The sequence below is a fragment of the Microbispora sp. ATCC PTA-5024 genome, from assembly GCF_000511135.2.
In the GTDB taxonomy this organism is placed as follows: domain Bacteria; phylum Actinomycetota; class Actinomycetes; order Streptosporangiales; family Streptosporangiaceae; genus Microbispora; species Microbispora corallina.
Genome location: NZ_KI866526.1, coordinates 326,122 through 350,791 on the forward strand (window position 1 = coordinate 326,122; position 24,670 = coordinate 350,791).

Genomic DNA, 24,670 nt, shown 5'->3' on the forward strand with positions numbered 1-24,670 from the left:
AAGGACTGGCCGAGTCATGATTCGTGAGAACCTGGAGTGATGAGGGACCGTCGGCATCGGCCGTACCAGACGGCAGAACTGACCGCGCCGGGGAGAGCGGTCCTGGGCCTTCTCGCGCGCGGCGGCGAGTTCACCCGGCCCTACATCAGCACGCAGCTGGAGATGTCCAAGCCCACCGTTTCGCTGGCGATTGCCGAACTCGAGGCGGCCGGCCTGGTGGAGATGGTCGGCACCTCGCAGGGCTTCACCGGCCGGTCGGCGGCGCTGTACGCGCTGTCGGACTCGGCGGGCTACGTCCTCGGCGTGGACCTGGGGTCGACGCGGGTGCACGTGATGGCGGCCGCGCTCACCGGGGAGATCCTGGCCGAGCGCTATCGCACCCATCCGGCGGCCGACCCGCACCCCGGCGCCGCCAACCCCGCCCTCGCGTCGGCCGCCCGGCGGCTGCTGCCCGAGGTCGTGGCCGGCATCGGGGAGTCGCGCGGCCCGCTGCGCGCGATCTCCGTCGCGATCCCGATGGTCGTGCCGCCCGACCGGTCGCTGCTGACGGAGGAGGACCTCGACGCCTGGGCCGGGATCTGGCCGCCGCTCGTCGACGCGTGGAGGGGCTGGGGGCTCGACCTGGACCTGCCGGTGCGGGTGGCCAACAACGTCAACTGCTCCGCCCTGGCGGAGCTGCACTGGGGCGCGGCCCGGGGCCGGGAGGACTACGTCTACGTCCAGGTGGGCGTGGGCATCGCGCTCGGCATCGTGAGCCGCTCCCAGGTGGTGGTCGGCGCGAACGGCGCGGCGGGCGAGGTGGTCCGCATGCCCTACCCCTGGGCGGAGAACCAGCCGCCCCGGCCCAAGGCGCTGGAGGCGCACCTGGACGCGGGCGGGCTGATGGCCCGGTGCAGGCGGCTCTGGCCGCGGGACGCGGGGCAGCCCCCGGCCGACGCGGAGCGGCTGTTCAGCCTCGCCGCCGACGGTCATCCGGTCGCCCGGTCCCTCGTCGAGGACCACGCCACCGAGGTGGGCCGGCTGGTGGCGGCCATCGTGGCCGTCCTCGACCCCGGGCTGGTCGTCCTCGGCGGCGGCGTCGGGCAGAACCCGCTGCTGCTGCCCGGAGTGATCAAGGTGCTCCAGGAGACGAGCTGGCCGACCCTCGTCCTGCCGGGCCAGCTCGGCGCGCAGGCGACGGTGAAGGGCGCGGTGCGCCTCGCCGTCGAGGAGGGCAGGGCCGCCCTCCTCGACGGCTGAGGCACGCCGCCGCGTCACCCGGACCTCGCTACGCGTGGCAGTGGCCGCCGGCGGCGCTGGGCGGCACGTCCAGCGTCGGGTTGCGGTCGAAGAAGCCGCTGGGCTTGAGCGTGAAACCGCACCGGTCGACCGGCATCACCGGCCAGTCCTCCGGGCGGGGGAAGTGCGTGAGCCCGAACGTGTGCCACAGCACGACGTCCTCGCCGTCGATGCTCCGGTTCCGGCGGGCGAACTCCGGCAGCCCCCGGCCCGGCGGGCTCTGGTTGACGTAGTCGCCGGCCGGGTAGAGCTCGTCGGGCGCGTACCGGGTGACCCACAGGTCGCGCGTCGCGAAGCCGGCCCGGGAGTGGATCCCGCTGTCCTCGTCGGCCAGCAGCATCGGCTGCTGCTGCGGGTGGAGCACGTAGGCCACCGGCTCGCCGAACCGGTTGGTCACGCCCGGGTTGCTCACCCGCCACACCCGGCCGCGGTCGGCCGCCGCACGCCGCGCGCCGTCCAGTTCGGTGGTCAGCCTGGTCACCCGGCGGCCGATCACGTTGCCGTACGGGTTGTCCGGGCCGAGAGGGGCCCGTTCGACGTCGATCTCGTCCACCGCGTTGACCAGGCCGTCCACGGTCATGTCGAGGCGGGCGCCGAACAGGTGCTGGTGGCTGGGCGCGCCGAGCCCGGGGGCCACCTCGGTCGCGTGGGGGTACCCGGGGTGGGGGTGGGCGGAGGTGAAGACCACCCCTGTGGCCTTGACCTCCAGCTCGATGGTCCCGTCGAGGTAGAGGTACCAGTAGAAGCCGTAGTCGTAGTTGCCCACCGTGGTGAAGAACGAGATCACCAGCCGCCGCTGCCGCCGGGTGTCGGCCTTCCCCGTGAAGATCTCGGTGTGCTTCCAGAGGATGCCGTAGTCCTCCTCGTGGATGCAGACGGCGTTGCGGATCGTGCGGGGCGCGCCCAGGTCGTCGGCGATCACGGCGTCGAGGTAGACGATCTCCCCGAGGCAGTCGCAGCCCAGCGTCAGCGAGTTGGCGAACTTGCCGACCAGGTACTCGCCGGAGTCGAAGTAGTTCTGCCAGTACCGGGTCGGGCCGGGGTCGCCGTACGGGATGACCATCTCGGCCACCGAGGCGCGGTAGACGACCGGCCGGCGCCTGCCGTCGTCGTCGAAGGCGATCTGGTGCAGCGTCAGTCCCTCGCGGGCGTCGAACCCCACCCGCAGGCTCCACTTCTCCCATTCGAGGAGGTTGCCGGTGAGGGAGAAGCTGACGCCCTCGGGCTGGCTGATCTCGATCGGCTTCAGCGTGGTGCGGTACGCGGCGGGCTCCAGGCTTCCCGACTCGGCCGGGACCGGCATCAGGCGCTCGTCGACCAGCTTGATCACCCGGCCCTCGACGAGGTCGACGTACGCGGCCACCCCGTCGATCGGGTGGGCCCACGGTACGTCGTGCTCGTCGGCCTGGTGGAAGGCGAGCACGCGGACGAGCCGCCGGGCGTCCTCGTCCGGGTCGCCGTACCGCCCGGCGGTCAGCGGGCAGGCCCGGATCCTGGAGACGTCGGTCAGCCCACGCCTGGCCATGGCCGCCCGCCAGCCCTCGTCGGCGTGGACGATCTCCTCGGCCCGCACGAAGTCGCCGTCCAGGATCGGGAACTGGCCGTCCGCCGCGCCGTCCACGACCTTCGCGGCCAGGACCGCGCCCATCGTCAGGGACACCTCGACGTCCTCCAGGCGCCCGGTGGCGACGTCCACGAGGAAGGCGCGCACCACCCGGTCGACGGCGTCGCCGGGCCGGTGGGACAGCACCTCGGACTTGTGCGGCTCGCGCAGGCCCAGGTAGGCGAACCGCGTGTGCTCGCCGACGTGTCCGGCCGCGCCCAGGATGTCCCTGGCCCGGCTGATCTCCTCGGCGCTCAGCAGGTCGAGCGGATGCGGCGTCGCCATGAGGTTCCCTCTCACTGGGGTAATACCACTGCATACCAATTAGATCCAGAAGATACAATCGGCCTCTCATCGTGACAAGCTGGAAGGAGACGACTCGTGATCGGGATCGGACTTCTCGGGTCGGGATTCATCGCCGACACCTACGCCGACGGCCTGCGGGACGTGCGCGACGCCAGGCTCGTGGCGAACTTCTCGCGCGACCCTGCCCGGGCGGCCCGCTTCGCCGAGACGTGGGGACCGGTCGCCCGCACCCACGGCACGATGGAGGACCTCTGCCGCGACCCGGAGGTCGATCTCGTGGTGATCGCCCTGCCGAACGAGGCCCACCTGGAGGCCGTGCGGATCGCGGCGGCCGCCGGCAAGGGGGTCGTCTGCACCAAGCCGCTCGCCCGCACTGCGGCCGAGGCCGCCGAGATGCTGCGGATCGTGCGCGAGGCGGACGTGTGGCACGGGTACGCCGAGAGCTCGGTCTTCTCCCCGAACATCGCCAAGGCGTACGACATGGTCCGTGCGGGGGCGATCGGCGAGGTGCTGTCGATGCGGGCCAGGGAGGCGCACTCCGGGCCGCACGCCCCGCACTTCTGGGACGCCGGGACGGCGGGCGGCGGCGCGCTGCTCGACATGGGCTGCCACACCGTCGAGACGGCCCGGATGTTCTTCGGCAAGGACGTGCCGATCGTCGAGGTCTTCGCCTGGGGAGCCACGCTGGTGCACGGCGACAGGACGACCGGCGAGGACAACGCGATCGCCCTGCTGAAGTTCGCCGACGGCAGGGTCGCGACCGTCGAGTCGTCCTGGACCGAGCGCGGCGGCATGCACCTGCGCCACGAGATCGCCGGCACCGAGGGCCGTCTGATCACCGACACAGGCTCCACGCCCGTCTGGGGGTTCGTCCAGAACCCCGCCGGATACCTGGTGGAGAAGGCCGACGCGGAGACCGGCTGGGTCCATCCCGTGCCCGAGGAGGCCAGGGCGTACGGGTTCTCCCAGGAGATGCGCCACTTCGCCGAGCGGTTCGCCGCCGGGTTGGCCCCCTCGGAGACCTTCGAGGACGGCTACGTCGTCAACGCCGTGATCGACGCCTGCTACCGCTCGATGAAGTCGGGCGTCTGGGAGCCGGTCGGGCCGGCGCTCTGATCGGGCCGGGGGCCGCCGCCGGCGCCGCGCGCGAAGCTCGTGCGCAGACGGTAGCGGTCCCCGCGGTAGTGCAGGCGGGAGTGGAACAGCCGCCTGTCGGCGGCGTCGACCACGATCTCGGTCATCACCAGCAGCGGGGCGCCGGTCTCGACCTCCAGCAGGCCGGCCACCCTGGCGTCGGCGGGCCCGGCCTCGATCGTGGTGTCGGCCCGGGAGGGCTCCCGGCCCGCCTCGGTGAGCACCTCGAACAGGGACCGCGCCGCGAAGTCGGCATCGGGCAGCCCGGGGGCGACCGCGAGCGGCACCCGCGTGTAGTCGAGCCCCACGGTCCCGCCGTCCAGCAGCCGTACGCGCTCCAGGTGGAACAGCGGCGCCCCGGCCGCCACCATCAGCAGGTCGGCCTCGTCGAGCGTGGCGGGGTGGACGTCGGCGCGCAGCACGCGGGAGGCCGGGGCCAGCCCCTTGCGGGCGGCGGTCTCGGAGAAGGACTCCAGGGAGTTGGGCCAGTCGGTCTTGGCCGCCGTGCCCACGTACCACCCCCGGCCGTGCGAGGCGGTGAGCACGCCCTCCTCGACGAGACGGCCGAGCGCGCGGCGCAGGGTCACCCTGCTGACGCCGAGGTGCAGGCACAGCTCGCGTTCCGGCGCGAGCCGGGCGCCGGGCGCGAGCGACCCCTCCGCCACCTGACGTCTGACGTGGTCGGCCACCTGCGCCCAGAGAGGATCCGGCGCATCGGGGTTCAAGGGTCCGGCCGCTCCGGACGCGAGCACCAACGGGACCGCCTCGGCATGGGATGGACAGAAGACCACTGCATACCGGATTATGCCAGAGGGACGCCGTCAGGCGAGCAGGCCGCCGACGGGGGCGCTGTGGCGGATCATGTCGAGCACGGCCCGCCGGATCGCCCCGCGGTCGATGCCGGCGTCCTCCAGCTGCTCCTGCGAGGTGGCCGAGCCGGGCATCTCCGACACGCCGAGCTTCACGACGGGCACAGGGGAGCCGGCCAGCGCCGCGAGCACGGCGTCGCCGAGGCCGCCCTCGGGCCGGTGGTCCTCGACCGTCACCACCCGGCCGGTGGCCGTGGCCATGGTCCGCAGCTCCTCGGAGTCCAGCGGCTTGACCGAGTACGCGTCGATCACCGTGATCGAGACGCCGTCCTCCTCCAGCAGGTCCGCGGCGGCGAGGGCCTCGTGGACCGTCACGCCCGCCGCCACCACCGTCGCGTGGCCCCCGGTCCGCAGGACCTTGCAGCCGCCCACCGGGAACCGCTCGCCCGGGCCGTAGACGACCGGGGTCTCGCCGCGGGTGGTGCGCAGGTAGCGGACGCCCTTCAGCCCGGCCGTGTCCGCCACCAGCCGCGCGGTCTGGTTGGCGTCGCAGGGGTAGAGCACCGTGCTGCCGTGGATCGCGCGGAAGGCGGCCAGGTCCTCCAGGCCCATCTGGGACGGCCCGTCCTCGCCGATCGAGACGCCGCCGTGCGACCCCACCAGGCAGATGTCCGCCCGGCTCACGGCCGCCATCCGGACGAAGTCGTACGCCCTGGTGAGGAACGCCGCGAAGGTGGCGGCGTACGGCTTCCAACCCCGGGCCTGCATGCCGATCGCGGCCGCCGTCATCTGCTGCTCGGCGATGTGGCACTCGAAGAACCGCTCCGGGTGGGCCTCGGCGAAGGCGTCCAGCCTCGTGGAGTCGGCCACCTCCCCGTCGAGCGCGACGACCGCGCCGTCGGCCGCGCCCAGCGCCGCGAGCGCCGCGCCGAACGCCGTCCGTGTGGCGACCCGCTCGCCCACCCGATACTCCGGGAGCTCCAGGGAGCCGGCGCCGAAGGCGTACGGGGTGCCCGCGATGGTCGGGGGGTTCACCTGGACGGTCAGCCGGCGCGGGCCGCCGAGCTCCGCGACGGCCTGCTCGGGGTCGTCGAGCGGCTTGCCATGCTTGCCCTCGCGGTCCTCCACGGCCGGCACCCCGAAGCCCTTGCACGTACGGGCGATGATCGCGGTGGGACGCCGCCGGGTGGCGCGGGCGTCGGAGAGGGCGTAGTCGATCTGCCCGGGGTCGTGGCCGTCGATCTCGATCGTGTGCCAGCCGAAGGCGCCGATGCGCCGGGCGTACGCCGCGAGGTCCCAGCCGTGCCGGGTGGGACCCCGCTGGCCCAGGCGGTTCACGTCGACGATCGCGGTGAGGTTGGCCAGGCCCTCGTGCCCGGCGTGCTCGAACGCCTCCCACATCGACCCCTCGGCCAGCTCGCCGTCCCCGCAGAGCACCCAGACGTGGTACGGCAGGCGGTCGAGCTTGCGGCCGGTCAGGGCGAGCCCGACGCCCACGGGCAGCCCGAACCCGAGCGAGCCGGTCGCCACGTCGACGAACGGCACGCGGGGGGTGGGGTGCCCCTCCAGGCGCCGCCCGCGCCCGCGGAACGTCAGCAGTTCCTCGTCGGTGACCACGCCCGCCGCCTTGAGCATGGCGTACAGCAGCGGCGAGGCGTGGCCCTTCGAGAAGACGAGGTGGTCGTTGGCCGGGTTGGCCGGGTCGCCGGCGTCCAGCCGCAGGTGACGGGCGAGCAGCACGGCCATGAGCTCGGCCGCCGACAACGAGGACGTCGGATGCCCCGAGCCGGCCGACGCCGAGGCGCGCACCGAATCCACCCGGAGCTGGGCCGCGAGTTCGCACAGGAAGCGGTAGTCATGCTCGTCCATCGCCACCGACTACCCCGCGCGGGTGATTCATATCACGGTAAAGGCCCGATATGTCGCGCTCGACGTCACCGGCGTCGACGGCCCGCTATGTCGCGCTCGGCGTCGCCGGCGTCACCGGCGGCGCAGGCCCAGACCCGCCGCGGCGGCCAGCCCCAGCCCCGCGACCGTCACCAGCCGCCGGTGCTGCGAGAGCCACAGCTGCAGGCTATGCCCGTGCGACCGGTCGTCGAAGCTGCCGTGGGCGCCGTAGTCGTGGTCGCGGTCGGCCGGCTCCCACAGGTTGGACACTCCCGTCGGCGCCTTGTCGTCGTCGAGCTGCGACTTCACGCCGGTCCTGGCCAGGTAGCGGTCGAGCAGGGCCGGGGCGACGCGCTGCGCCACGATGGTCGCGGCCGTCGTGGCGCCCACCCAGTACTCCTTGCGCTCCGGGTGCGCGGCCGCGTAGACGAGCGCCCGGGCGGCCACCTCCGGCTGGTAGATGGGCGGCACCGGCTGGGGGTGGCGCCGCATCCGGTTCAGGCCCCAGTCGAACTGCGGGGTGTTGAGCGCCGGCAGCTGAACCATGGTGATCTTGATCCCGGAGTCCTCGGCGAGCAGCTCGGTCCGCACCGCCTCGGTGAAGCCGCTGATGGCGTGCTTGGCCCCGCAGTACGCCGACTGCAGCGGGATCGACCGGTACGCCAGGGCGGATCCGGCCTGCACGATCACGCCGCGGTCGCGCTGCTTCATCATCTCCAGCGCGACGCGGGTGCCCCAGACGTACCCCAGGTACGTGACCCGGGTGGTCCGCTCGTACTCCTCGGGGGTGATCTCCATGAACGGCGCGAAGACCGTCGTGAAGGCGATGTTGATCCACACGTCGATCGGGCCGATCTCGGCCTCGACCTGCTGGGCGGCCTGCCGCACCTGGTCGTAGTCGGCGACGTCCGCGGCGAAGACCTTGGCCGTCCCGCCCTCGACGCCCACGTCCACGGCCGCTCCGGCCAGGCCGGCCTCACCGCGCGCGATGAGCGCGACCCGCGCGCCCTCGCTCCCGAGCTGCCGGACGACGGCGCGTCCCACCCCGCCGCTCGCCCCGGTCACCACCACGACCTTGTCAGTCAGGCTCACCTCGTCATCCTCTCGATTCCGGACCGCCGCCCAGCGTGCGCTGCCGCCGTACGGCGAACGCCATGAACAGAGCGGTGATCACAACGACGATCCCGACGATCGCGGTCAGCCACCACAGGCGGGCCACGGCCGACAGCACGCCCACCGCCACGCAGAAGACCAGTACGAACGACGCGATGCGGATGCGGATGACATCCAGCGGCGTCGCCGGCACCATCGGCTTGCCCGTCGGCGATCGTTGTTCCTCACTCATGAGGCGCCCCCTACCCTCGTATCCGGTTGACTATCGCGGTCGTGGACCGGTCCGGCACGTATCCCAGCACCCGCACCTCGCCGCCCAGCTCCCTGACGAGATCCGCCTCCGGCAGCAGGTCGGGGTGGTAGTCGCCGCCCTTGACGTACACGTCCGGGCACACCAGCCGCAGCAGCTCCACCGGGCTGTCCTCGTCGAACACGGCGATGTGGTCGACGCAGCCCAGCGCCGCGAGCACGGCCACCCGGTCCTCGCACCGGTTGATGGGACGCTCCGGTCCCTTGAGCCGGGCCACCCCGGCGTCGCTGTTGACGGCGACGATCAGCACGTCGCCGAGCCGGGCCGCCTCCTCCAGGCACGCGACGTGGCCGCGGTGCAGCACGTCGAAGCAGCCGTTGGTGAAGACGATCCGCCTGCCCTCCCGCCGGTGGCGCTCGACGAACGCCGCCAGTCGGTCGTACGGCAGGGCGGCGTCGGGCCGCAGCGCCTGCTGCAGGTCCTCGCTCGTGCAGACGCCGGTCCCCGGACGGCGGACGACCACGCCCGCGGCGGCCTGGGCGACGTCCGCGGCCTCCTCCGGGGGCGCGCCGGCGGCCAGGCTCAGCGCGAACGCGGCGGTGAAGGTGTCGCCCGCGCCGATGCTCATCGCGTCGGACACCGGCGTCGCGTGGGTCCGGTGGGGCTCGCGTCCCCGGCGGTGGAGCAGGGTGCCCTGCCCGTCGAGGGTGGTCACCACGAGCTCGGCGCACGTGGCCTCGAGCAGCCGTGCCGAGCGCGAGGTCAGGAAGCCGATGCGGTCGTGGTCGCCCGTCTCGCCGAGCAGCCGCTGGACCTCGGCGTAGTTGGGCAGCACGGCCTTCGGCAGGCAGTCCCGCCAGGGGCCCACGTCGTGGGCGTCCACGATCAGCATCGGGGCGCCGCGGGAGCCGTTCCCGCGCCCGGCGCTCAGGTCGCACAGGGCCCGCCGTACGGCGGGGGTGCAGACGCCGCCCGCGTAGTCGCAGGCCACGATGACATCGGCGGCCGCGGCCAGGCGGGCGATCCGGTCGATCAGCTCGCGCTCCGCCGCCTCCGGCAGGGGAGCGTCGTCCTCCTCGTCGTACCGGGCCACGATCTGGCCGTCCGTCAGGACGCGCCGCTTGACCGCGGTGCGCCGGCCGCGGACCGTGATCAGCCCGTCGATCCCGAGCCGCCCGAGGGCGGCGGTCAGAGTGGCCCCGGCGGGATCCGCCCCGGTCACGCCCACCATGTGGACGCGGGCGCCGAGGGCGGCCAGGTTCGCCGCCGTGTTGGCCGCGCCGCCGGGCTGCTCCTCGGTCTGCTCCACGGTGACCACGGGTACGGGGGCCTCCTGCGCCATCCGCCTACTGCGACCCCGCAGCCACGAGTCGAGCATCACGTCCCCGACGACGACGGCAGTGACATCACCGAAACGGTCGAGCGTCTCTTCCGTCATACCTGGGCGGCTACCCCCGCTGCCGCAGGAGAAACAAGGGGCACGACCGGCACCGTTGGTCGGTTTGGGCGGCGCGTGAGGGGGTAGCCAGGGGGTCGCTCCGCGTGAACGTGGCCCGGTGGGAGCCGGACCCGCGACGACGACAGGGGGTTGCCGATGGGCGTGACGACGAAGCGGGGACGCGGAGACGGCTCGTGCCCATGACCACCGCGCTGCTCGTCGAGGGGGTCGAGCGGATCGCCGTCCTGAGGGCCAACGCCCTCGGCGACCTGCTGCTCGCCCTGCCGGCGATGGAGGCGCTGAAGAGGGCCTACCCCGCCGCGAAGCTCACCTTGCTCGGACGCGAGTGGCACGTCAGGTTCCTGCGGAACCGGCCCGGCCCGGTCGACGAGGTGGTGGCCCTGCCGCCCATAGCGGGCGTGTCGTCCCCGCCGGACGGCTCCGCCGCCCCTGAGACGCTGTACGAGGACCTGCGCGGGCGCCGCTTCGACCTGGCCGTCCAGATGCACGGCGGCGGCCGCAACTCCAACCCGTTCATCCGCAGCCTCGGCGCCCGGCTCACGGCCGGCCTGCGCACCCCCGACGCCGCGCCGCTCGACCGCTGGGTGCCGTACGTCTACTACCAGCACGAGACCCTGCGCTACCTCGAGGTCGCCGGGCTGGTGGGGGCAGCCACGACCGACATCGAGCCGAAGGTCGCGGTGATCAGGGAGGACTGGGCCGAGCTCAGAAAGACCCTCGGACGGCTGCCGCGCGGGCTCGTCGCCGTCCACCCGGGAGCCGGCGACCGGCGCAGGCGGTGGCCGCCGGAGCGGTTCGCGGAGGTCGCCGACCGGCTCGACCGGCCCGTGGTGGTCACCGGGACCGAGGACGAGCGCGACGTCGTCGAGAAGGTGGTCGCGACCATGACCCGGCCGGCCCGGCCCGTGGTCGGGGAGCTGTCCCTCGGCGGGCTCACCGCGCTGTACGCCGCGTGCGACCTGCTCGTGGCCAACGACACCGGGCCGCGCCACCTCGCGGCGGCGACCGGCACGCCCACCGTCGCCGTCTACTGGTGCGGCAACCTCGTCAACTGGGGGCCGCTCACCCGGGGCATCCACCGGCCGCTCGTCTCCTGGACGCCCCACTGCCCGGTCTGCGGCTCGGACGGGACGACGTTCGGCATGCGGGACTGCGGGCATGACGACGTTTCCTGGGTAGGGGACGTGACCGTGGACGACGTGCTCGAACAGGCGGTGGACCTGCTGCGATGACCGACGTGGAGACGCTGCGCACCAGCGACCCGAACGAGCCGGGGATCCGGCGCCGGCGGCGCGGGCGCGGCTTCAGCTACACCTGGGCCTCCGGGAGGCCGGTCAGGGACCCGGTCACCCTGCGCCGGATCCGGTCGCTCGCGATCCCGCCGGCCTGGACCGACGTGTGGATCTGCGGGTCTCCCGACGGCCATCTGCAGGCCGTGGGCACCGACTCGGCCGGCCGCCGCCAGTACCGCTACCACGACCTGTGGCGGCGGCAGCAGGACCAGGCCAAGTTCGACCACGTGCTGGAGCTGGCCGAGCGGCTGCCGGAGTTCCGGGAGCGGGTCGCCGAGGACCTGAAGGGCGACGAGCTCAGCCGGGAGCGGGTGCTCGCCACGGCCGCCCGCATGCTCGACATCGGCTTCTTCCGCGTGGGCGGCGAGGAGTACACCGACTCCTACGGCCTGGCCACCCTGCGCACCTCCCACGTCAGGTGCCGGAACGGCGAGGTCGTGTGCCGCTACCTCGCGAAGGGCCGCAAGGAGCGGGAGCTGGTGCTGTCCGACAGCGACGTGTGCTCCGTGCTCACCGCTCTGACCTCCGGCCGCAGGGGCGAGCTGCTGCGCTACCGCGGCGACCGCGGCTGGGTGGACGTGCGCAGCGCGGACATCAACGCCTACCTCAAGGAGGTCGTGGGCACCGAGGTGTCCGCGAAGGACTTCCGCACCTGGCACGCGACCGTGCTGGCCGCCGTGGGGCTCGCGGTGAGCCGGCCCGTCGCCGGCGCGGCCGGGCGCAAGAGGGCCGTGGCGAGGGTCATGCGGGAGGTCTCCGAGTACCTGGGCAACACGCCCGCCGTCGCCCGCGCCTCGTACGTCGACCCCCGGGTGATCGAGCTGTACGAGAAGGGCAGGACGATCCCGCTGGAGCGGCTCGGCGAGGACGGCCCGGGCGGCCTGGCCACGCACGGGCCCGTCGAGCGGGCCGTCATCGACCTGCTCCGCCGCGTGTGGTCCGGTCCGGGCCGGCGGGCCCGTCCGTCCCGCCGCCGCGCCGCGCCCCAGGAGGCCGGGCGGGCGGCGAAGCGGCCCCGGCGGAATGCCCCGGGCCGCCGGGCGTCGAGCCGGAAGGCGTCCGGGCACACCGCTCGCGGCCGGTAGGAGCCACGACGGCGCCGTCCGCCAGGGGGAGTCCGCGGTCAGCGGACGCCGGCGCCGAGGGCGGCGAAGGCGGCCCGGATGACGTCGTCCGCCGGGAGCCCGCCGCCCGGGGTCTCATGGAGCAGCCGGTGCCGCCGCCCGTCCGGCGCCGACACGGTGACCGACGGAGTGCCGTACGACATGGCGAGCCGGGCCATGCCCGGGTCGGCGCTGATCACCAGCCGCGCCCCCGCCACCAGCGCGCACAGCTCCCGCAGCGACGTCCGGCCGGCCAGCACGATCTGCGGCGGGAGCACGGCCCGTGTGGCGACCAGCAGCGCCATCGGCCGCTCGCGCCCGCTGCCCGTGACGACGACCGGCAGGCCCTCGTCCGCCAGCGTCCTGGCGACCGTCGCGAACCGGTCGGGCGGCCAGCGCAGAGTGGTCTCGCCGGCCCCGGGATGGATGACGACCGCCCCGGGCGCCGGGCTCGCCACCATCGGCGTGGGCAGCCGCAGGTCGTCCGGGTCGGCCGGCACGCCGTACCACTGGACGAGGCGGCACCACCGCTGCACGCCGGGCTCGGCCGGGTCCCACCGCGGGCCGGCGACGCGCGGGACCGCCTCGTGCGCGTACGCCCACAGGCGGCGCGGCCCGAGGTCGAGCAGGACGCGGTGGCTCTGCGGCCCCCGGCCGTGCAGGTTCACCGCGATCTCCGGCAGGAGCGGGTGGAGGGCCTCGTCCTCCCCCGGCCCCGGCCAGGCGAGCGGCGTGAGGCCGCGGGCCGGTAGCAGCCGGTCGACGGCCCCGGTCAGCGCCGCGAGCTCGCTCAGCTCGGGCGGGCAGGCGAGCACGACCCGCAGCCCTCCGCGCCGCAGGGCGCGCAGCGCGGGCACGGCCGTGAGCAGGCCCTCCATGCCGTGGGAGCGGAGGACGAGCGCCGTCACCGCCATGAGCGCTCCCTCCGTCGGGCGCGTCGCATCAGGAGGCGCTCCTCTCCAGCCGGCGGGCCGACAGCACCCGGTCGTAGGTGGCGAGGGTCTCGGCGGCGATCCGGTTCCAGCCGTACCGCGCCCGGGCCCGGTCGGCGCCCGCGATGCCGTACGCCGTGCGGCGGACCGGGTCGTCCAGGAGCCTGCGCAGAGCCCTGGCCAGCACGACGGGCTTGCGCGGCGGCACCAGGACGCCGGTCACGTTGTTGACCACGGTCTCCTTCTGGCCGCCGACGGCGGTGGCGACGACGGGCACGCCGCTGGCCATGGCCTCCAGCGTCACCATCCCGAACGGCTCGTACCACGGCACCGAGACCACGGCGCTCGCCGAGCGCATGAGCGCGGGCAGGGTGTCGCGGCCGACCCGGCCGAGGAAGCTCACCCGGTCGGCCACCCCGGCTTGCGCGGCGAGCCAGCGGAGCCGGGTGACCTCGGGGTCGTGGTGGAGCTCGGCCGCCGCCGGGCCGCCGGCGATGACGAGCTCGGCGTCCTTCAGGTACTGCAGCGCCCGGATCGTGGTGTCGACGCCCTTGCGCGGCACGAGACGGCCGACCGACAGCAGCCGAGGCCGCCCGGGCCGTTCCAGCGGCTCGACGTGCGGGTGGAAGACGGAGGTGTCCACGCCGCAGGGGACGACCCGGGTGACCCGGCGGGGCACCCGCATCCGGATCAGCTCGTCGACCTCGTCGCAGCAGGTGGCGATGACGGCGTCGGCCCGGCGGCCGATGTCGGCCTCCGCCTCGACGCGCTCACGCGGGCTGGTGTCCGCGGGGCCCTGGTGGCGGCGCTTGACGCTGCCGAGCGCGTGGTAGGTGTGCACGACCGGGACGCGCAGGCGCTCGGCGGCGGACAGGGCGGCCAGGCCACTCATCCAGAAGTGGCTGTGCACGATGTCGGGGCGGTCGAACAGCCACCGGTCGTGCAGCCACTTCCCGAACTGGGGGACCCAGGGGAGGATCTCGTCCTTGGGGATCTCGGCGGCAGGGCCCGCGGGCACGTGGACGACGGTCACGCCGGGGCAGAAGCCGACGGATTCGGGCAGGTCCTCACGGTCCCTGCGGGTGTAGACGGTCACCTCGTGACCGAGCTGCGCGAGCGCGCGGGCGAGTGCCGCGACGTGCACGTTCTGGCCGCCGGCGTCCACACCTCCGAGCGTGGCGAGCGGGCTGGCGTGCTCCGAGACCATGGCGATCTTCACTGGGGGTTCCTCCGTGAGCGGCAGTGGCGAGTACCCGGCTCGGGGGTCAGGGAGTCCAGGTGAATGAGCCCGGTGGACGGGCGGAGGGGAGCGGCCCGCGACGGCTCGCTCGGGGCGGCGGCGCCGATGGAGGCGGTACGGCCGGAGGGTACGGGGGCGGTGCGGCCGGCGTCGGCGCGGGCGCGGCCCCCGTGGGGCGGGAAGGCGGCGTGGCCGGCGGCCGTGGGCGTGTGGAGACAGACGGACCCGCTGCCGCTGACACCGCGGTCAGGGCGAGGGGAGAGCGAGTGACCCGTTCCCAAGACGGTCCTCCAACACGGCATGCTCACGCCAAGGAGGTACCTGCGTCTTAGGCACCAGGAACTTCATTCACCATATCCAGGGCTGCCGCCGCCAAACCACTGGTTTCGTCAGGAAAGCGCCGGGCAGCGCTATCCGTACAGCAGCGAGGGGGAAGCCATGGAGACGCCGCACTATGTCGCGGCCCGTGTGCAGCGGGCGCTGGCGGAGGACGACAGGACCAACGAGCTGGGCATCCGCGTGGACGTGCGCGGGGAGCAGGTGTACCTGCGCGGCCAGGTCTCCTGCGAGGAGCGGCGGCACCAGATCGAGGACGTCGCGCGGGAGGCGGCACCCGGGCTGCGGGTCCACAACGAGATCACTCTTGTCGAGGTGAGGGAGCCGGGGGAGGAGGAGCACCTGTGAGGGAGCTGAGGATCGCCGCCGTGGCGGACATCCATCTGGGCGAGGACCTGCGCGGCCACTATCGCAAGAAGCTCGAGGGCATCGAGCGCCGCGCGGACGTTCTGCTGGTCGGCGGTGATTTGACCAGGCACGGGACGGTGGAGGAGGGCCGGGTCGTCGCCGACGAGCTGCGCGACCTGCAGATCCCCGTCGTCGCCGTGCTGGGCAACCACGACTACCACTCCGACCACGACCGGGACATCATCTCCATCCTGCGGGACGCCGGGATCGTCGTGCTCGACGACGAGGCCGCCGTGCTGTCCGTCGACGGCGTACGGCTCGGGGTGGCGGGCGGCAAGGGCTTCGGCGGCGGGTTCGCCGGCAAGTGCGCCAGCGAGTTCGGCGAGCCGGAGACCAAGGCGTTCGTCCGGCACACCCGTGAGATCGCCGAGCGCTGGCGGTGGGCGTTGAAGGACCTGGAGGCCGACCACAGGATCGTGCTGAGCCACTACTCGCCGGTCAAGGACACGCTGATGGGCGAGCCGCCGGAGATCTACCCCTTCCTCGGCAGCTATCTCCTCGCCGAGGCGGCCGACTCCGAGGGCGCCGACCTGATCGTCCACGGGCACGCCCACGCGGGCACCGAGAAGGGCGTCACCCCCGGCGGCATCCGCGTGCGCAACGTCGCGTTGCCGGTCATCAAGCACGCGTACACCGTCTACTGCCTCAACGGCGACTACTGCTGACCGTCCGCCGCCGCTTCCGTCCGGCGGCGGGCGCACGGCCCGTCTCCGGACAGGACGGCGGCCGGCCCCGAGAGGCCGGCCGCCGTCCTGTACCGCTAGTGCGAGGTGGCTAGGGATTGAAGATGCTGACGCCCCCCGGGCCGACGAGGAACCCGAGAACGATGAGGACGATCCCCCAGAGGATGTCCCGACGGGCCAGGATGACGTAGATCCCGGCGATCACCAGTACCACGGCGATGATCCAAAGCAGAGTAGCCATGGCCCTCCACTGCCCTGACAAAAGGGCTCGTAACATCATCGAGCATCACGCGCCATCGAATTTGCCGCCGAATCCGGTGTCCATGGCGTTTGCATTACCGGATCCGGGCAGGGGCGTGGCATGACCACGTTCGGATACTTCCTGTCGAGCGAGGAGCACGACCCCAGAGAACTGGTCCGGCAGGCCAAGCTGGCCGAGCAGGCGGGGTTCGACGCCCTCTGGATCTCCGACCACTACCATCCCTGGCTGGACGAGCAGGGGCAGAGCGGGTTCGTCTGGTCGGTCATCGGCGCGCTGTCGGAGGCCGTGTCGCTGCCCGTGACGACGGCCGTGACCTGCCCGCTCATCCGCATCCACCCGGCGATCATCGCCCAGGCGGCGGCGACGTCCCAGATCCTGCTGGACGGCCGTTTCCGGCTCGGGGTGGGCACGGGCGAGGCGCTCAACGAGCACATCCTCGGGGACGCGTGGCCCCCGGCCGAGGAGCGCCAGGCCATGCTGGAGGAGGCCCTTCACGTCATCCGGGAGCTGTGGACCGGCGAGCTGGTGACGTACCACGGCGAGTTCTACGAGGTCGACACGGCCCGGATCTACTCGCTGCCCGCCGAGCCGCCGCCCATCTACATCTCCGGCTTCGGGCCCAAGGCCATCGACCTCGCCGGGCGCCTCGGCGACGGGTACGTCTCTACCGCCCCGGAGGCGAGCCTCATCGAGGCGTTCCACAAGGCCGGCGGCGAGGGCAAGCCGGCGGCGGGCGGGCTCAAGGTCTGCTGGGCCGGCGACGCCGCCGACGCCCGCAGGACGGTCCACCGGCTGTGGCCCACCGATGCCATCCCGGGGGAGGCCCACCAGCTCCTGCCGCTGCCCCGGCACTTCGAGCAGCTGTCGCAGCTGGTCACCGAGGAGACGGCCACCGCGTCCGTCCCCTGCGGCCCCGACCCGCGGACCCATTTGGAGGCGATCCGGCAGTACGTGGACGCGGGCTACGACGAGGTCTACGTGTCCCAGATCGGCCCCGAGCAGGACGGGTTCTTCTCGTTCTACTCCTCGGAGATCCTGCCGCGGCTCAAGGACGGCTGAGCCTCACGCGGCCGGCTGTGTGTGCGCTTCCAGCCGGCCGCAGGGGTGCCGGGCGGTTCGACCGCCGCGTCACGCGTGGGTGAGGCGGTCGTCGCCGGTGTCCGGCGCGTCCGGGGAGCTCGGCGCGTCCGGGGCGTTCGCGGCGCCCGCCGACCCCGGCCGGGGCGTGCCGTCCGTCCGGGTGCCGGCCGCGCGCAGCGACAGCAGCGGCTGGACGAACCAGAGCCACCCGCTCAGCCCGGCGACGACCGCCGCCACGAGCGCGGCGAGCCAGGCGCCGGCCAGCGCCTCGACGACGAGCCCGGTCGCGAACGTCATCGAGATCGCCAGGGCGGCCCCGCCGGCCACGCCGAGCCGGTTGGCCCGGTGCAGCATGACCTCCTTCAGGCCCGAGCGGAACAGGATGCGGTGCTGCGTGGCCGGCGCGATCAGGCAGATGGACGCCACGGCCGCGGCCAGCACGGCCACGTAGAACATCCAGCGGACCGTCTGGTCCACCTTCTCGAACCCGGCCGAGAACGGCAGCGTCAGCAGGAACGCGAACAGGACCTGGACGCCGGTGGCGGCGACCCGCAGCCCCTGCAGGAGCTCGCCGAGCTCGCGGTCGACCCGTTCCTTCCGGTTCTCCTCGGGGTTGCCGGGCAGGTGGGAGATGTCCGGCGGCTCACCCATCGGCGGCCTTCATCAGCCGGCCGTAGGCAAGCTGGAGCCAGTCGGAGATCGCCACGGCGGCCATCGTCGTGCCGGCCATCCGCGTCACCCGGGGGGCGAACACCATGCCGGCGGCGTATCCGGTCGCCACCCACTGGGCCAGGCAGAACGGGCAGGTCAGCAGCTCGCCCAGGGCGTGCTTCCAGCCGGAGCCGCGGACCTCCTCCCTCAGCTCCGCCGGCCCCGACACCCCGGCGTACCGGGTGAAGGGCGCCCGGATCGGGCTCGTGACGCTGTCCTTCGCCAGAGTCCGGGAGAGCCGGTGCGTGAACAGTCCCATCAGAGCCAGGTCCATCGGGCTGATCCGCTCCGGCGGCCGGCGGCCCGTCAGTCGGCCGGCGGCCAGCAGGACGGAGACGGCGCCGCCGTACACGGCGAGCACCCGCGCGTACGACGCCAGGGGGCGGCGCTCCTCACCGGCGTATTCACGCTGGATTTCCTTGAGGCTCTCGGTCATGCAGCCGCTTTACCCGCGATTGTTTGCGGCGAACATGGCGGGGCAAGCGACGTGAGTGGGTAGTCACAGTCACGCCGTCACCGACGCGATCCTAGAGACGCTCAAGCGCGCCGGAGCGGGCCTGAAGGAGGCCGGGGTCCGTTTCGCCCTGGCCGGAGGCTGCGCAGGCTACGCGAGGGGCGCCGCGCCTTCACTGCACGACGTCGACTTCGCCCTTGTCGAGGAAGACGTCCCGCTCGCCCTCAAGACCCTGGAGAACATGGGCTTCCGCACCGCGAAGCCCCCGGAGGACTGGCTGGTCAAGGCCTTCGACGAGGAGGGCGTCCTGGTCGATCTGATCTTCTCTCTCGCCGACAGGCCCGTGACCGAGGCCATGATCGCGCGATCGGAGTTCATCAACACGGCCGCGCTCAGCCTCCCGGTCCTCGAGGCCACCGACCTGGTGATCTCGTGGATCCTTCCGCTGTCCGAGCACGCCTGCGACTACGGCGGCCTGCTGCCGGTGGTCCGCGCCATGCGGGAGCAGGTCGACTGGGACAAGGTGGCCTCGGTCGTCGCCCCGTCGCCGTACGCGTCGACGTTCATCACGCTGCTGGAACGTCTCCGCGTCATCGCTCCGACGACTCCCGCGCCGGACGTGCGCTGGCCCTGACCTGCGCCGCGTCGTCCCCGCAGTCGTTCCCGCACAGTCGTCCCCGCACAGGGAAGAGCCGCACCCCCGAAGGGGTGCGGCTCCTCTCGTTCTCGGGCCGGCGGCCTACAGGCTGCCGGTGTAGGGGAAGCGACCGTAGTACTCGCCGAGGCGGTCGCGGTAGTCCGACTCCTTGAACGCGGCCTCGTCGAACTCGGGCGCGTTCTTGATCTCCTGCTTGGTCCGGCTCACGAAGACCTTCCGCTCCTCGGGGTCGATCTGCGTGACCACGCTCGCGGGCAGCATGACCTTCTTGCCGAAGATCCAGGGACCGGTGTCCACGACGATGTAGCTCTGGCTGGCGTCGTAGGTCGCCTCGTCCACCGACCCGATCTTTCCGTCCGTGGCCTGGACGTCGTAACCGACCACGTCCAGGTTCCGACTGGTGTCGTACACCCCGGAGGGGTACGACCACAGATCCGGTGTCATCGTTTTCACTCCCTTCGTCACTTCGACCCCTACCCGGCGGCGCGGGCGGAAACGTCTTCTGCATGTAAGGATCACCCCATTAGTCCCATATGTCCCTCCGGTCCCGTATGGGTGGCGCGAGTGGGGGCGAAGTGGCGCTAATCTGGTGGGGGTCATGCGCCGCTAGCTCAGTTGGTTAGAGCAGCTGACTCTTAATCAGCGGGTCCGGGGTTCGAGTCCCTGGCGGCGCACAGTCCGCCTACCAGCGCGTTCATGGTTGCGATCATGGGCGCGCTGGTGGCGTTCATGGGCGGATTCGTCCGCCACGTTGGCTCGCCGTTAGCTCGTCCGCCGCCCGTCCGGCGCCGGCGGAAACGCCAGCCTCGCCTTGAGCTTCCCCCGTTTGGCAGACACCCACCTCATCTGAGTCTGGTTGACGGAACCACCAGCGGCCAAGGTTTACCTATTACTGAACTTAGCGCGAGTCGTCCAGGCGATCGATGCTCTGGCAGAGGGCGGCCCCGGTCTGGGACGGCCCCCTGGTGGACACGATCGCCAACTCGACGATCAGGAATCTCAAGGAGTTGCGGCCGGGCACCGTACGGATCCTGTTCGCGTTCGATCCCTGGAGATCCAGCATTCTGCTGGTGGCCGGTGATAAGGCCGGTCGGTGGAACGAATGGCACGACGAGGCGATCCCGCTGGCCGAAAAGCGGTACGGGATCTATCTGAGGTCCCGGGCGGAAGAGGAGGGAGACGGGCGATGAGCGGTTATTCGCGGTGGAGCGACATCCGAGCCGAACACGTCGAGCGTGCGGGCGGGGAAGCCGCCGTGGCCGAGGGCAAAAGAGAACTCCTCACCGAAGTCCTCGGGCATCGGCTCGCGGAGATCCGGCGGGCCCGCGGCCTCACCCAGGAGCAGGTCGCCGAACGGATGGGCGTGACCAAGGGACGGGTCTCCCAGATCGAACAAGGCAAGATCTCCGGCCAGGAAGTACTCGCACGCTACGCCACCGCCCTCGGCGGACGCCTCCACCAGGCCATCTACTTCGACAACGGAGACATCACCGCGATCGCCTGACCACAACTCAATGTGAAACTGCCCGTCAGCAACCCACCCACCGGCATCGCCGCATGACAACCCACCATGCGAGCGGGCGCATGCCCCGTTCAACGCGCATCGCCGATACCCCGTTCACTCCACGTTGGCTCCAGCGGCCGATCACCAACCGTCAGAACCCCGTACTGCCCGGCCGTGCCTACCAACGAGCAGCGCCCAGGACGACACAGAACAGCACAGCCGGACACCGTCCAGCACCCATGAACCATGAGTCGAGCGGACACCTGATCAGCGGGTCCGGGTTCGAGTCCCTGGCGGCGCACCTGCCGAGAAGCCCCGGGCCGTCGCCCGGGGCTTCTTCGTCTCCCACGCTTACACAGGATCGGTCAGAGTTCGCCGCTTTCGATGGCCTCCTTGAGCCCCTGCTGGGTCTCCTGGTGGGAGGAGACGCCGTTCGTCACGGTGAAGTCGATGAGCAGGATGCTCGCCTCGAACGTGAGATGCTCGGTCACGCGGGTCCGCCCGTCCCCGAGGTCGTCGAAGACGATCTTCTGGTGGGTGACGACGTTGGGCAGCGTCCAGGTGTCAGTCTCGTAGTAGTAGCCGTCCGGGTGGATGCGCTGCTGTCCGTGGGTCTTGGTGGTGACCGGGACGCCCGCCACCACGGGGATGTCCTCGATGGCCGTGAAGTTGATGTAGTGGACGCCGTTCTCGGTCCAGTCCTTGCGGGTGACGACCCGCTGGAGGAACGAGTGCCGGCCGATGTGGTTGGCGAAGTTCGAGTACACCGCGAAGACGTGGTCCCGCGGCGCGTCGATGTCGATCGAGACGTCCCGCTCGACGCGGCTGCGTCCCGTGTACGGCAGGGGCGCGGTGCCGATCTCGTAGAACTTGTAGAAGTCCCAGGCCAGCTGCCACTCGGCGGCGAGCTGGGCGTCGGTCTCGATCGTGTCGGCCCGGGCCGGGGCCGCCACGAAGGTCAGGAGGAGGAGGGCGGAGAGCGTCTGAGCTGCGAGAAGCCGGAGAAAGTGCTTCACGTGACCTCGCGATGAAAGAGCAATTTCGGTCTTAAGTGGCTTATATCCCAAGTGATCGCGATGGAGAAGCCCGGCTGATCTCCAATGTCGCGCACCGTCACCCAAGGTTATGGGATCATCGCTCGTCGTGCTCCTCCCGACTTCGGGCGTCGCCGGCTACATCGACGAGTCCATTCACGACAACGCGGGGCTCTATCTGATCGCGGTGGTCTTCGCCCATCCGGAGCTGGGCCAGCGCGTGAACCGGGAGCTGGCGGCCGTGGTTCCGACGGCGGCCCGGCCGCACTGGCACGCCGAGGACCATCCCACCCGGCGCCTCCTGGCCGCGGCGGTGTCGGCGCTTCCCGTGAAGGCCGTGGCGTACGGCTGCGCGTTCGACTCGCCCGCGCACAAGGAGGCGGCTCGGGCGCGTGCGCTCCGGTGGCTCGCCGTGGAACTCGTCCCCGGAGTCCGGCGTCTCGTGCTCGACCGGCGGCAGGAGAGGCAGGACGAGACCGATCGGCGGGTGCTGCGCGGCATGGCGGGCCGTCCTCCCCGGTTCGGCGTCGAGCATTCGTCCTCGATGAAGGAGCCGTTGTTGTGGCTGCCGGACGTCGTCGCCGGCGCGGCGGCGGCCCACGTCCTGGGCCGGACGGCCGAGTACACCAGTGCCTTGGGCGCGGTGCTCCGGGGTGTCCAGGTGGAGTGGCGGGCGTGAGAGGTCGGGAAACCGCGATGGCCGGGTGCCCGTCATCCGGCGGGAAGCCCGGCCTCACTTCGCGGTTCGCACCCGACCGCGCATTACTGATCGTAGTCGTTCGGTTGCTCGTGTCAACACGTGCCGGCGGAGGCGGGTCACGGCGGCGCCTCGCCTCGACGGCGAGGGCCACCCACCGCACCGCCCGCATCAGGCGGAGGCCGGCGGCTCCCGGTCGGGTTCCTCAGCCCGAGGTGTCGTCGAAGCGGAGCTCGGAGGTGATGCGGTAGCGGTCGCCGCGGTAGATCGAGCGGGTGAACTCGACGACGCGGCCGCCGGCGTCGCGCGTTGTGCGCTCGATCAGCAGTGCGGGGGCGTGCTGGGGCACCCCGAGCAGCGCGGCCTCGGTCTCGTCGGTCACGGTCGGCTCGATGCTCTGGGTGGCGCTGCGGACGTCCACCCCGAAGCGCGTCCGGAGGAACTGGTAGAAGGAGCCCGACACCATGTCGTCCGGCTCCAGGCCGGCCACCAGCCGGTGCGGCAGGTGGATGCGCTCGATGGCCATGGGCTCGTCGTCCACCATCCGGAGCCGTACGACCCGCAGGACCGGGTCGGCGGGGGAGACCTGCAGCCGGTGGGCGAGCCGCGCCGTCGCGGGGGCCGAGTCGAACTCCAGGATGCGGCTGAGCCAGTGACCCTCGGCCGCCGGGGCGTGGAAGGAGCTGCTGCCGGCCGCGAGGGGCTGGGTGACCTTGCGCCGTCCGGTGAACGTGCCCCGGCCGTGCTCCCGCACCAGCATGCCCTGCCGTACGAGCCCGTCGATGGCGGCGCGCAGCGTCGGACGCGACACGCCGAGCTCCCGGGACAGGTCCCGCTCCGAGGGGATCGCCGTGCCGGGCTCCTTGTCGGCGATGAGGTCGAGCAGGACGTCTCTCACCCGATCGCGCTTCAGCCCCGTTGGAAGTCTCTGCACGTCTGAGACCTTACCAGTTATCTAACCAGTTGCCCTCCCGAATACCCAGGCAAATCGGGGTCTTGGACCCTCTTGACACCTCTACTGGTTAAGACCACTCTCCTCTCAAGAAGTTACCAATAACTGACCAGTGGGAGAATCCATGAGGTACCGCCTCCCCGCCACGGCGGCCGCGCTCACCCTCGGGCTCGCCGCCGGCCTCACCGGTTGCGGGTCCACGTCCCAGCCACAGGCGTCGGGGAGCGCGAGCCCCACCACGCTCACCGTCTGGTTCATGCGCGACAGCCTCTCCGACGGCGTCGTCGACCGCTTCAGGACGGACTTCCAGACCGCGCACCCCGGCGTGCGGCTCGACATCCAGATCCAGGAGTGGGACGGCATCGGCCAGAAGGTGACCAGTGCTCTGGCCAGCAAGGACGCCCCCGACGTGATCGAGGTCGGCAACACCCAGGTCGCGGAGTACGCGTCGAGCGGCGGCGTCAGGGACCTCACCGGCAAGGTGGCCGACCTCGGCGGCTCCGACTGGCTGCCGGGCCTCGCGGAGCCCGGCAAGATCGACGGCCACCAGTACGGCATCCCCTGGTACGCGGCCAACCGCGTGGTCATCTACAACAAGGACCTGTTCGCGAAGGCCGGGATCGACGCGCCGCCCAAGACCAGGGACGAGTGGATCGAGGACACGACCAAGCTCGACAAGGGCGGCGTCCAGGGCATCTACCTGCCGGGGCAGAACTGGTACACACTGGCCGGGTTCGTCTGGGACGAGGGCGGCGACCTCGCGGTCAAGGAGGGCGACCGCTGGCGGGGCGCGCTCGACACGCCGCAGGCGGTCGCGGGCATCGAGTTCTACCGGAAGCTTCAGGCGCTCGGGAAGGGGCCCAAGGACTCCGACGAGGCCAAGCCTCCGCAGGCCGACGTCTTCGGCAAGGGCGACGTGGCCCAGCTCATCTCGGCGCCCGGCGGCGCGGCGGCGATCGAGAAGGCCAACCCGGCGCTCAAGGGCAGGCTCGGCTTCTTCCCGATCCCCGGCAAGACGGCCGACCGGCCGGGCGCGGTCTTCACGGGCGGCTCCGACCTGATCATCCCCGAGGCGTCGCAGCACCCCGACGAGGCGTACGAGGTGGTCAAGGCGCTGGCCGGCGAGAAGTTCCAGACCGACATGGCCAAGGAGATGAGCTACGTCCCCAACCGGACCTCGTTCGCCTCGGTCCTGAGCGGCAACGAGGCGACCGCCGCCATGGCGGCCGGCGCGGCCAACGGGCACGCCACGCCCAACTCGGCCAACTGGGCGGCCGTCGAGGCCAAGAACGTCGTCAAGGAGTACATGACCACGGTGCTGACCGGCGGCGACCCCGCGACCGAGGGCAAGGCGGCCTCCGACGTCATCACCACCATCCTCAACACCAAGTCCTGAGATGGTGAGCACCGAGTCGCGCCCGGCCGGCGCGCGGGAGAGGCTCGCCGCCCCTCCGCGCGCCGCGGGCCCCCGGCCCCGCCGTACGG

Annotated in this window: 26 protein-coding genes and 1 tRNA gene; 13 read left to right on the top strand and 14 right to left on the bottom strand. The window is 72.2% G+C overall.

Annotated elements, in window-relative coordinates:
- The first annotated feature begins 39 nt into the window (after positions 1–39).
- The gene (locus MPTA5024_RS32205) at positions 40–1,239 is read left to right on the top strand and encodes an ROK family transcriptional regulator (RefSeq protein WP_051458926.1); all 1,200 of its coding nucleotides are present in this window, start codon (positions 40–42) and stop codon (positions 1,237–1,239) included.
- Between the two features lie 28 nt (positions 1,240–1,267).
- Here the strand turns inward: MPTA5024_RS32205 and MPTA5024_RS32210 are convergent, their stop codons facing one another.
- Positions 1,268–3,166, bottom strand: coding sequence for a primary-amine oxidase (locus MPTA5024_RS32210; RefSeq protein WP_051458927.1), 1,899 nt, complete (start codon positions 3,164–3,166; stop codon positions 1,268–1,270).
- A gap of 96 nt (positions 3,167–3,262) precedes the next feature.
- On the opposite strand from MPTA5024_RS32210, the gene MPTA5024_RS32215 reads away from it, so the two are divergent.
- Positions 3,263–4,303: a Gfo/Idh/MocA family protein gene (locus MPTA5024_RS32215; RefSeq protein WP_036331440.1), complete on the top strand. Its 1,041-nt coding sequence runs from the start codon at positions 3,263–3,265 to the stop codon at positions 4,301–4,303.
- Here the strand turns inward: MPTA5024_RS32215 and MPTA5024_RS32220 are convergent.
- The 5 genes from MPTA5024_RS32220 to rfaE2 form a co-directional block, all read right to left on the bottom strand.
- Positions 4,252–5,046 carry a GntR family transcriptional regulator gene (locus MPTA5024_RS32220; RefSeq protein ID WP_232326736.1) on the bottom strand — a complete coding sequence of 265 codons (795 nt, stop codon included), beginning with the start codon at positions 5,044–5,046 and terminating at the stop codon, positions 4,252–4,254. The two genes, MPTA5024_RS32215 and MPTA5024_RS32220, sit on opposite strands and share 52 nt — an antisense overlap.
- Positions 5,047–5,142: 96 nt before the next feature.
- Positions 5,143–6,999 carry a transketolase gene (locus MPTA5024_RS32225; RefSeq protein ID WP_036331442.1) on the bottom strand — a complete coding sequence of 619 codons (1,857 nt, stop codon included), beginning with the start codon at positions 6,997–6,999 and terminating at the stop codon, positions 5,143–5,145.
- Between the two features lie 111 nt (positions 7,000–7,110).
- Positions 7,111–8,103, bottom strand: coding sequence for an SDR family oxidoreductase (locus MPTA5024_RS32230; RefSeq protein ID WP_036332049.1), 993 nt, complete (start codon positions 8,101–8,103; stop codon positions 7,111–7,113).
- 10 nt (positions 8,104–8,113) lie between these two features.
- The gene (locus MPTA5024_RS32235) at positions 8,114–8,362 is read right to left on the bottom strand and encodes a hypothetical protein (protein WP_157099846.1); all 249 of its coding nucleotides are present in this window, start codon (positions 8,360–8,362) and stop codon (positions 8,114–8,116) included.
- A gap of 10 nt (positions 8,363–8,372) precedes the next feature.
- Complete coding sequence (gene rfaE2, locus MPTA5024_RS32240; protein WP_036331446.1) at positions 8,373–9,818, bottom strand: D-glycero-beta-D-manno-heptose 1-phosphate adenylyltransferase; 1,446 nt, start codon at positions 9,816–9,818, stop codon at positions 8,373–8,375.
- 200 nt (positions 9,819–10,018) lie between these two features.
- Here rfaE2 and MPTA5024_RS32245 point away from each other — a divergent pair, with 200 nt between their 5' ends.
- On the top strand, positions 10,019–11,071 hold the full coding sequence (locus MPTA5024_RS32245) for a glycosyltransferase family 9 protein (protein WP_036331447.1): 1,053 nt from the start codon (positions 10,019–10,021) through the stop codon (positions 11,069–11,071).
- Positions 11,068–12,216 carry a DNA topoisomerase IB gene (locus tag MPTA5024_RS32250; RefSeq protein ID WP_063794826.1) on the top strand — a complete coding sequence of 383 codons (1,149 nt, stop codon included), beginning with the start codon at positions 11,068–11,070 and terminating at the stop codon, positions 12,214–12,216. The genes MPTA5024_RS32245 and MPTA5024_RS32250 overlap by 4 nt, the downstream gene beginning before the upstream one ends.
- 38 nt (positions 12,217–12,254) lie before the next feature.
- Here MPTA5024_RS32250 and MPTA5024_RS32255 read toward each other — a convergent pair whose 3' ends face one another.
- Both MPTA5024_RS32255 and MPTA5024_RS32260 read right to left on the bottom strand, forming a co-directional pair.
- A complete protein-coding gene (locus MPTA5024_RS32255) occupies positions 12,255–13,148 on the bottom strand; it encodes a glycosyltransferase family 9 protein (protein ID WP_051458928.1) in 894 nt (297 codons plus the stop codon).
- Between the two features lie 28 nt (positions 13,149–13,176).
- The gene (locus MPTA5024_RS32260) at positions 13,177–14,385 is read right to left on the bottom strand and encodes a glycosyltransferase (RefSeq protein ID WP_036331449.1); all 1,209 of its coding nucleotides are present in this window, start codon (positions 14,383–14,385) and stop codon (positions 13,177–13,179) included.
- A gap of 459 nt (positions 14,386–14,844) precedes the next feature.
- On the opposite strand from MPTA5024_RS32260, the gene MPTA5024_RS32265 reads away from it, so the two are divergent.
- A complete protein-coding gene (locus MPTA5024_RS32265; protein ID WP_036331450.1) occupies positions 14,845–15,090 on the top strand; it encodes a BON domain-containing protein in 246 nt (81 codons plus the stop codon).
- The gene (locus tag MPTA5024_RS32270; protein WP_198167523.1) at positions 15,087–15,815 is read left to right on the top strand and encodes a metallophosphoesterase family protein; all 729 of its coding nucleotides are present in this window, start codon (positions 15,087–15,089) and stop codon (positions 15,813–15,815) included. Before MPTA5024_RS32265 ends, MPTA5024_RS32270 begins: the two co-directional genes overlap by 4 nt.
- Positions 15,816–15,924: 109 nt before the next feature.
- Here the strand turns inward: MPTA5024_RS32270 and MPTA5024_RS42865 are convergent, their stop codons facing one another.
- Positions 15,925–16,074 (bottom strand): GPGG-motif small membrane protein, encoded by a 150-nt coding sequence (locus MPTA5024_RS42865; RefSeq protein ID WP_167530303.1) that lies wholly within the window; start codon positions 16,072–16,074, stop codon positions 15,925–15,927.
- A 120-nt stretch (positions 16,075–16,194) separates the two neighbouring features.
- Between MPTA5024_RS42865 and MPTA5024_RS32280 the strand changes: the two genes are divergently transcribed.
- Positions 16,195–17,154: an LLM class F420-dependent oxidoreductase gene (locus MPTA5024_RS32280; RefSeq protein WP_036331453.1), complete on the top strand. Its 960-nt coding sequence runs from the start codon at positions 16,195–16,197 to the stop codon at positions 17,152–17,154.
- A 69-nt stretch (positions 17,155–17,223) separates the two neighbouring features.
- Here MPTA5024_RS32280 and MPTA5024_RS41480 read toward each other — a convergent pair whose 3' ends face one another.
- Positions 17,224–17,826: a DUF6328 family protein gene (locus MPTA5024_RS41480; RefSeq protein WP_051458929.1), complete on the bottom strand. Its 603-nt coding sequence runs from the start codon at positions 17,824–17,826 to the stop codon at positions 17,224–17,226.
- Positions 17,819–18,322, bottom strand: a complete 504-nt coding sequence (locus tag MPTA5024_RS32290; RefSeq protein ID WP_036331454.1) for a DUF1360 domain-containing protein — start codon at positions 18,320–18,322, stop codon at positions 17,819–17,821. Before MPTA5024_RS32290 ends, MPTA5024_RS41480 begins: the two co-directional genes overlap by 8 nt.
- A gap of 55 nt (positions 18,323–18,377) precedes the next feature.
- Here MPTA5024_RS32290 and MPTA5024_RS32295 point away from each other — a divergent pair, with 55 nt between their 5' ends.
- Positions 18,378–18,974 carry a hypothetical protein gene (locus MPTA5024_RS32295; protein WP_036331456.1) on the top strand — a complete coding sequence of 199 codons (597 nt, stop codon included), beginning with the start codon at positions 18,378–18,380 and terminating at the stop codon, positions 18,972–18,974.
- A 105-nt stretch (positions 18,975–19,079) separates the two neighbouring features.
- Here MPTA5024_RS32295 and MPTA5024_RS32300 read toward each other — a convergent pair whose 3' ends face one another.
- Positions 19,080–19,442: a PRC-barrel domain-containing protein gene (locus MPTA5024_RS32300; RefSeq protein WP_036331458.1), complete on the bottom strand. Its 363-nt coding sequence runs from the start codon at positions 19,440–19,442 to the stop codon at positions 19,080–19,082.
- A 156-nt stretch (positions 19,443–19,598) separates the two neighbouring features.
- Here MPTA5024_RS32300 and MPTA5024_RS32305 point away from each other — a divergent pair.
- From MPTA5024_RS32305 to MPTA5024_RS32315, 3 genes are all read left to right on the top strand, one after another.
- Positions 19,599–19,672 (top strand) — tRNA-Lys (locus tag MPTA5024_RS32305).
- Positions 19,673–19,921: 249 nt separating this feature from the next.
- Positions 19,922–20,188 (top strand): type II toxin-antitoxin system RelE/ParE family toxin, encoded by a 267-nt coding sequence (locus tag MPTA5024_RS32310; protein WP_332310649.1) that lies wholly within the window; start codon positions 19,922–19,924, stop codon positions 20,186–20,188.
- The gene (locus MPTA5024_RS32315; RefSeq protein WP_036331460.1) at positions 20,185–20,502 is read left to right on the top strand and encodes a helix-turn-helix domain-containing protein; all 318 of its coding nucleotides are present in this window, start codon (positions 20,185–20,187) and stop codon (positions 20,500–20,502) included. Before MPTA5024_RS32310 ends, MPTA5024_RS32315 begins: the two co-directional genes overlap by 4 nt.
- Before the next feature lie 365 nt (positions 20,503–20,867).
- On the opposite strand, the gene MPTA5024_RS32320 is transcribed toward MPTA5024_RS32315, so the two are convergent.
- Positions 20,868–21,518 carry an SRPBCC family protein gene (locus tag MPTA5024_RS32320; RefSeq protein WP_036331462.1) on the bottom strand — a complete coding sequence of 217 codons (651 nt, stop codon included), beginning with the start codon at positions 21,516–21,518 and terminating at the stop codon, positions 20,868–20,870.
- A gap of 127 nt (positions 21,519–21,645) precedes the next feature.
- Between MPTA5024_RS32320 and MPTA5024_RS32325 the strand changes: the two genes are divergently transcribed.
- Positions 21,646–22,215, top strand: coding sequence for a hypothetical protein (locus tag MPTA5024_RS32325; protein ID WP_157099847.1), 570 nt, complete (start codon positions 21,646–21,648; stop codon positions 22,213–22,215).
- Between the two features lie 223 nt (positions 22,216–22,438).
- On the opposite strand, the gene MPTA5024_RS32330 is transcribed toward MPTA5024_RS32325, so the two are convergent.
- Positions 22,439–23,167, bottom strand: coding sequence for a GntR family transcriptional regulator (locus MPTA5024_RS32330; RefSeq protein ID WP_198167524.1), 729 nt, complete (start codon positions 23,165–23,167; stop codon positions 22,439–22,441).
- 142 nt (positions 23,168–23,309) lie between these two features.
- Here MPTA5024_RS32330 and MPTA5024_RS32335 point away from each other — a divergent pair, with 142 nt between their 5' ends.
- Positions 23,310–24,581: an extracellular solute-binding protein gene (locus tag MPTA5024_RS32335; RefSeq protein WP_036331464.1), complete on the top strand. Its 1,272-nt coding sequence runs from the start codon at positions 23,310–23,312 to the stop codon at positions 24,579–24,581.
- Positions 24,582–24,670 lie beyond the last annotated feature (89 nt).

What these genes read in the sequence shown, in the direction of transcription:
- MPTA5024_RS32205 (WP_051458926.1), top strand. Translation starts at nt 40, where the DNA reads ATGAGGGACCGTCGGCATCGGCCGTACCAGACGGCAGAACTGACCGCG.
- MPTA5024_RS32210 (WP_051458927.1), bottom strand. Translation starts at nt 3,166, where the DNA reads ATGGCGACGCCGCATCCGCTCGACCTGCTGAGCGCCGAGGAGATCAGC.
- MPTA5024_RS32225 (WP_036331442.1), bottom strand. Translation starts at nt 6,999, where the DNA reads ATGGACGAGCATGACTACCGCTTCCTGTGCGAACTCGCGGCCCAGCTC.
- MPTA5024_RS32235 (WP_157099846.1), bottom strand. Translation starts at nt 8,362, where the DNA reads ATGAGTGAGGAACAACGATCGCCGACGGGCAAGCCGATGGTGCCGGCG.
- rfaE2 (WP_036331446.1), bottom strand. Translation starts at nt 9,818, where the DNA reads ATGACGGAAGAGACGCTCGACCGTTTCGGTGATGTCACTGCCGTCGTC.
- MPTA5024_RS32245 (WP_036331447.1), top strand. Translation starts at nt 10,019, where the DNA reads ATGACCACCGCGCTGCTCGTCGAGGGGGTCGAGCGGATCGCCGTCCTG.
- MPTA5024_RS32250 (WP_063794826.1), top strand. Translation starts at nt 11,068, where the DNA reads ATGACCGACGTGGAGACGCTGCGCACCAGCGACCCGAACGAGCCGGGG.
- MPTA5024_RS32255 (WP_051458928.1), bottom strand. Translation starts at nt 13,148, where the DNA reads ATGGCGGTGACGGCGCTCGTCCTCCGCTCCCACGGCATGGAGGGCCTG.
- MPTA5024_RS32265 (WP_036331450.1), top strand. Translation starts at nt 14,845, where the DNA reads ATGGAGACGCCGCACTATGTCGCGGCCCGTGTGCAGCGGGCGCTGGCG.
- MPTA5024_RS42865 (WP_167530303.1), bottom strand. Translation starts at nt 16,074, where the DNA reads ATGGCTACTCTGCTTTGGATCATCGCCGTGGTACTGGTGATCGCCGGG.
- MPTA5024_RS32280 (WP_036331453.1), top strand. Translation starts at nt 16,195, where the DNA reads ATGACCACGTTCGGATACTTCCTGTCGAGCGAGGAGCACGACCCCAGA.
- MPTA5024_RS41480 (WP_051458929.1), bottom strand. Translation starts at nt 17,826, where the DNA reads ATGGGTGAGCCGCCGGACATCTCCCACCTGCCCGGCAACCCCGAGGAG.
- MPTA5024_RS32290 (WP_036331454.1), bottom strand. Translation starts at nt 18,322, where the DNA reads ATGACCGAGAGCCTCAAGGAAATCCAGCGTGAATACGCCGGTGAGGAG.
- MPTA5024_RS32300 (WP_036331458.1), bottom strand. Translation starts at nt 19,442, where the DNA reads ATGACACCGGATCTGTGGTCGTACCCCTCCGGGGTGTACGACACCAGT.
- MPTA5024_RS32310 (WP_332310649.1), top strand. Translation starts at nt 19,922, where the DNA reads ATGCTCTGGCAGAGGGCGGCCCCGGTCTGGGACGGCCCCCTGGTGGAC.
- MPTA5024_RS32315 (WP_036331460.1), top strand. Translation starts at nt 20,185, where the DNA reads ATGAGCGGTTATTCGCGGTGGAGCGACATCCGAGCCGAACACGTCGAG.
- MPTA5024_RS32335 (WP_036331464.1), top strand. Translation starts at nt 23,310, where the DNA reads ATGAGGTACCGCCTCCCCGCCACGGCGGCCGCGCTCACCCTCGGGCTC.